General features: G+C 69.7%; 4 protein-coding genes and 1 pseudogene. All 5 read left to right on the plus strand.

Going from position 1 to position 6,000, the window contains the following annotated elements; translation table 11 throughout:
• Positions 1-43: 43 nt before the first annotated feature.
• On the plus strand, positions 44-478 hold the full coding sequence (locus PSEJ31_RS0111925; protein ID WP_028915577.1) for an OsmC family protein: 435 nt from the start codon (positions 44-46) through the stop codon (positions 476-478).
• Positions 479-729: 251 nt separating this feature from the next.
• The gene (locus PSEJ31_RS0111930; RefSeq protein WP_019397599.1) at positions 730-2,463 is read left to right on the plus strand and encodes an amidohydrolase; all 1,734 of its coding nucleotides are present in this window, start codon (positions 730-732) and stop codon (positions 2,461-2,463) included.
• A gap of 252 nt (positions 2,464-2,715) precedes the next feature.
• On the plus strand, positions 2,716-4,008 hold the full coding sequence (locus tag PSEJ31_RS0111935; RefSeq protein ID WP_028915578.1) for an adenylosuccinate synthase: 1,293 nt from the start codon (positions 2,716-2,718) through the stop codon (positions 4,006-4,008).
• A gap of 220 nt (positions 4,009-4,228) precedes the next feature.
• A protein-coding gene (locus PSEJ31_RS16575; protein ID WP_096144997.1) for an IS5 family transposase occupies positions 4,229-4,986 on the plus strand; the annotation gives its coding sequence in 2 pieces (ribosomal slippage) (positions 4,229-4,544 and positions 4,544-4,986; 759 coding nt in all).
• A 420-nt stretch (positions 4,987-5,406) separates the two neighbouring features.
• Positions 5,407-6,000 (plus strand): annotated as a pseudogene (locus PSEJ31_RS17265) (IS3 family transposase); the annotation flags it as partial.

The raw sequence follows: 6,000 nt of genomic DNA on the forward strand, positions 1-6,000 counted from the left end.
GCTACGCTGCGCGTTCCCTCCACGGATCGAAAGGAACAACGCCATGGGCATCTCGCGCCACGCCACCGCGCACTGGGAAGGCGACCTCAAGAGCGGCAAGGGCATCCTGGACACGCCGCAGAGCGGCCTGCTGGCCGGCACCCGCTACGGCTTCAACAGCCGCTTCGGCGAGGAGAAGGGCACCAATCCCGAGGAACTGATCGCCGCCGCGCACGCCGGCTGCTTCACCATGGCCCTGTCGGCCAAGCTGGGCGAAGCCGGGTTCACGCCGGCCGCGCTGGACACCCGCGCCGAGGTCGACCTGTCGCTGGAAGGCGGTCCGGCGCTGTCGCAGATCCGGCTCAAGCTGAAAGCGAAGGTTCCCGGCATCGACGAAAAGCAGTTCCGCGCCATCGCCGACGACGCCAAGCAGAACTGCCCGGTCTCCAAGGCCCTGTCCGCGGTGCCGATCAGCCTGGACGCCGAGCTGGTCGACTGAATCCGCCCCGGCGGCGCGACGGGGCCTTGCCGTCGCAACGACCGTAGCGTGGCGCTTGCGTAGGCCGGATGAGGCCACAGGCCGCATCCGGGGCCCCGCCACGCACGTACTCCCCCTCGGACAAGGGCCGGGGGCGCGGTTCCGGCGCACGGCGGCGGTCGCGACGGAAGCAAGCTCACCGGATTGCCGCGTTTGCCCCCGCCACCCACCCCCGGCATAGTCCCCGGCATCCCCATCCGCAGGACGACGCCATGCACCGACGCGTGACCCGCGCCCTCCCGCTGCTGCTTGCCGCCTTCGCCAGTGCCATGGCGCTGGCCTCCCCGCAGTCTCCCGCACCGCAACCCGCGCCGCCGTCCTATGCCGGCACCACCGCCGAAGCGGTGCTAACCGCGCGCCGCATCCACACCCTCGACGCCGCCCATCCGCAGGCCACCGCCATCGCCTGGGACAAGGACGGACGCATCCTCGCCACCGGCGAGGCTGCCGAGCTGCGCCACCGCTATCCGCAGGCGCGGCATATCGATGCCGGCGACGCCACCGTCATCCCCGGCCTGATCGATGCCCACGCCCATCTGATGGAGCTGGGCTACGCCCTGCTGCGCGCCGACCTGTCCGGCGCGCGCAGCGTGGGGGAAGTGGTGCAGCGCCTGCAGGCCCATGCCGCCACTGCGCCGGAAGACGCCTGGATCGTCGGCTGGGGCTGGGACCAGAACCTGTGGCCCGGCGCGCGTTTCCCCACCGCCGCCGACCTCGACGCCGCCTTCCCGGATCGCCCGGTGTGGCTGTCGCGCATCGACGGCCATGCCGCCTGGGCCAACACCGCCGCCATGCGCGCGGCCGAGGCGCTCGAAGGCGCGCGCCGCTTCGACGGCGACTGGCAGCCCGAGGGCGGCCGCATCGAGCGCGGGCACGGCCGTGCCACCGGCGTGTTCGTGGACGGGGCCATGCGCCTGGTCGAGCGCGCCATGCCGCCGCCGGACGAGGCCTGGCGCGCCCGCGCCCTGGAGCAGGCCCTGGCCCTGGCCGTGGCCAACGGCCTGACCGGCGTGCATGACATGGGCGTGTCGCGCGCCGACCTGGCGCTGATGCGCCGCTTCGCCGACGAGGGCCGCCTGCCGCTGCGCATCAGCGCCTATGCCGACGGCGACCGCGAGGCGCTGGCCGACCTGTGCGAACACGGCGCCTACCAGCACCCTGGCGGCCGCCTGCAGATGAAGGGCGTGAAGCTGTTCGTCGACGGCGCCCTCGGCAGCCGCGGCGCCGCCCTGCTGCAGGACTACAGCGATGCCCCCGGCAACCGCGGCCTGCTGGTCACCGACCCGGCCGCCTACGGCGCGGCGGTGATCCGCGCCCGCGACTGCGGCCTGCAGGTGGCCACCCACGCCATCGGCGACCGCGGCAACCGCATCGTGCTGGACACCTACCAGCAGGCCCTTGCCGGGCTGGGCGCCCGCGCCGACCACCGCTGGCGGGTCGAACACGCCCAGGTGGTGGCGCCGGAGGACTTCCCGCGCTTTGCCGCGCTGCGCCTGGTGGCCTCGATGCAGCCCACCCACGCCACCTCGGACATGGGCTGGGCCGGCGCCCGCCTGGGCGAGAAACGCCTGGCCGGCGCCTATGCCTGGCGCCGCTTCCTGGACCTGGGCGTGCCGCTGGCCCTGGGCTCGGACTTCCCGGTGGAACAGGTCGACCCGCGCCTGGGCCTGCTGGCGGCGGTCACCCGCCAGGACCGCGACGGCCAGCCGCCCGGCGGCTGGCTGCCCGGCCAGCGCCTGGGCGCGCTGGAGGCCCTGCGCGGCTTCACCGTGGATGCCGCCCGCGCCGGCCACGACGAGTCCAGGGTCGGCCGCCTGGCCCCGGGCCTGCGCGCCGACTTCGTGGTCCTGGACCGCGATCCGCTGGCCATTCCCGGCGCCGAGCTGGATGCGCTGCAGGTCCGCGCCACCTGGGTCGACGGCCAGCCGGTCTTCACCGCCGAGTGAGGCCCGGCGGGGCGGGCAGGGCGCCGTTCACCTTCCCGGTGGCCCCGCCGGTGCAAAACCCGGATAATCCGCAAAAGCCGGTCGGGCACGCTTCCCAAGTGGATGCCTCCGACCGGCTTTTTCCGTGTCTGGACCGCCGCATGTCCGCAACGCCCCGATGGCGTTCCGTCCCCGCAGGGGAACGGCCAGGCGGTGCCCCGGCACGGTTCCATCCCGCGGCCCCGATGGCCGCCAGATAAAGGAGTTGCGGCCATGGGCCAGTCAGTCGTCGTCCTCGGTGCCCAGTGGGGCGATGAGGGCAAGGGCAAGATCGTCGACCTGCTTACCGAGGAGATCGGCGCCGTCGTGCGCTTCCAGGGCGGCCACAACGCCGGCCATACCCTGGTCATCAACGGCAAGAAGACCGTCCTGCACCTGATCCCGTCCGGCATCCTGCGCGACGACGCGCTGTGCCTGATCGGCAACGGCGTGGTGATCTCCCCGGCCGCGCTGCGCAAGGAGATCGAGGAGCTGGAAGCCTCCGGCGTGGAGGTGCGCAGCCGCCTGAAGATCAGCCCGGCCGCGCCGCTGATCATGCCGTACCACATCGCCCTGGACCAGGCGCGCGAGAAGGCCGCCGGCGGCAAGGCCATCGGCACCACCGGCCGCGGCATCGGCCCGGCGTACGAGGACAAGGTCGCCCGCCGCGGCATCCGCATCGCCGACCTGCACTATCCCGACCAGCTGGCCGAGAAGCTCAAGAGCGCGCTGGACTACCACAACTTCGTCCTCACCCAGTACCTGGGCGTGGAGCCGGTGGACTTCGAGACCACCTACAAGGAAGCGCTGGAGTTCGGCGAGTACGTCGAATCGATGAAGTCCGACGTGGCCGGCATCTGCCACGACCTGCGCAAGCAGGGCAAGCGCGTGCTGTTCGAGGGCGCCCAAGGCGCGCTGCTGGACATCGACCACGGCACCTACCCGTACGTCACCAGCTCCAACACCACCATTGGCGGTGCCCTGGCCGGCACCGGCGTGGGCGCGCAGGACATCGACTACGTGCTGGGCATCGCCAAGGCCTACGCCACCCGCGTCGGCGGCGGCCCGTTCCCGACCGAGCTGGACGACGAGATCGGCCAGGGCATCCGCGACCGCGGCGCCGAGTACGGCGCCTCCACCGGCCGCCCGCGCCGCTGCGGCTGGATGGACATCGTCGCCCTCAAGCGCGCGGTGGCCATCAACGGCATCACCGGCCTGTGCATCACCAAGCTCGACGTGCTCGACGGCATGGAGAAGCTGAAGGTGTGCATCGCCTACGAGTACCGCGGCAAGCGCACCGAGTACGCCCCGCTGGACGCCCAGGGCTGGGAGGAGATCACCCCGGTCTACCTGGAGTTCCCGGGCTGGAGCGAGAACACCCACGGCATCACCAACTGGGACGACCTGCCGCCCGCCGCCCGCGCCTACCTGCGCGCGCTGGAGGAACTGGCCGGCTGCCCGATCAGCATCGTCTCCACCGGCCCGGACCGCGAACACACCATGATCCTGCAGGATCCGTTCGCCTGAGCCCTCGTCCCGCGCGTAGCCCGGATAAGGCGAAGCCGCATCCGGGACCTCCGCGGCGTCGTCCCGGCGGCCGTTAGACGAATGTCTGATCACGCCGGGACCAGGTGACGTGAGGAAGCCCCGCGCAAGCGGGGCTTTTTGCATACCCCTCTCGCCGGGGGGGCGGACGGGCGGCATCGCGCACTAGGGCCTGTTAACACTACGTGCTAACATACTGCGCATGGAACTTACGCCTGCGCAATTCGCGCGTATCGAGGATTGCCTGCCGCGGCAGCGGGGCAATGTGTCGCTGGACAACCTTCAAGTGCTCAACGCGATCCTGTTCGTGGCCGAAAATGGCTGCAAGTGGCGGGCCCTGCCCAAGCGGTTCGGCAACTGGCACACGATCTACACGCGGATGAACCGGTGGGCCAAGGCCGGGGTCCTGGATCGGGTCTTCGAGCGCATGCAGGCCGAACAGCTGGTCCGGGTGCGGCTGGAGGCGGTCAGCCTGGACAGTACGATCGTCAAGGTCCACCCGGACGGCACCGGCGCACGAAAAAAAACGGCCCGCAGGCCATCGGCCGCTCCCGCGGAGGCTGGACCACCAAAATTCATATGGCTGCCGCGGATTCCCGCTGCGCGTTAGCCTTCTCGCTTTCGCCGGGCCAGGCGGGCGATGCCCCAGCCGGTCGCGCCCTGCTGCATGCCCTGCCACCCCTGCCCGCGCGCTGCCATCTGGTCATGGATCGCGCCTACGAGGGCAATGAAACCCGGCAGCTCGCGCTGGATCTGGGCCTGGATCCGGTCGTGCCCCCGCATCCGCTGCGGGCCCAGCCATGGGCGTACAACACCGAGATCTACAAGCGCCGCAACGAAATCGAGCGCCTGTTCCGCCGTCTGAAAGGGTTCCGCCGCATCTTCAGCCGCTTCGACAAGCTCGACGTCATGTTCGCGGCCTTCATCCACTTCGCACTGATCGTCGAATCGTTGCGATAGTGTTAACAGGCCCTAGGGGGGCGCCAAAACTTTTCGCCCGGAGGGGGGGCTCTGTAACCCGAGTAAGACTGGGCCGCATCTAGGCGTCATGCGGCCCAATGGTTGCTAATTAGTCGACGCAATAGGCCCTAGTGTCGTTTCCAGAAATCGCTCGAAGGCAGCATTATCCATGTAGCTCTTGAACCGATGTGCACGCTGACCTTCAAACTCAATGAGTGTGGCCTCGAGAGCAGTGCCCCGCTCGTAGTTCTGCAGCCCAAAGTGCTCCCACACGTTCGCTGCATTCTTCTTGCTACGTCCTAGGCAGGAATTGCCGCCAAGTCCCCGAAGAAAACAACTGGTCGTGAGTATCCAGTCTGAATCGCCCCGTGTTTCGTAGACACCTTGCAGCCATAATCCACGGCAGCAGCAGGAGTGTCCATGAGCAGCAAGCGGTACACGGAAGAGTTCAAGGTTGAAGCGGTCAGGCAGGTGACGGACCGCGGCCACTCGGTGGCAGAGGTGGCCGATCGGCTGGGGGTGTCGATCCACAGCCTCTACACGTGGCGGAAGCAGTACGGTCGGTCCGGGCCCGAGCGGGCAGCGACGGCGGACCAGGCGGACGAGTTGCGCCGGCTCAAGTCGGAGCTTCGCCGGGTCACGGAGGAGCGCGACATTCTAAAAAAAGCCGCGGCGTACTTTGCCAAGCAGTCCGGGTGAAGTACGCCTTCATGCGCGACCACGAACGGGAGTTCCGGGTGCGCAGCATGTGCCGGGTGTTGGGCGTGCACCCCAGCGGCTACTACGCCTGGCGTCGGGCGCNGCTGTCGGCACGGGCCAAGGACGATCGGCGCGTACTGGGCCTGATCAAGCAGTCCTGGCTGGAGAGCGGGAGCGTGTACGGCTACCGCAAGGTTGCCCGCGACTTGCGTGATCTGGGCGAGCGCTGCGGCAAGCACCGGGTGGCCCGGCTGATGCGTGGCGAAGGCTTGCGGGCGCAAGTTGGTTATCGCCGCCGACCCGGCATGCGCGGAG

Origin of the sequence: Pseudoxanthomonas sp. J31, assembly GCF_000510725.1 — a bacterium.
GTDB lineage: Bacteria > Pseudomonadota > Gammaproteobacteria > Xanthomonadales > Xanthomonadaceae > Pseudoxanthomonas.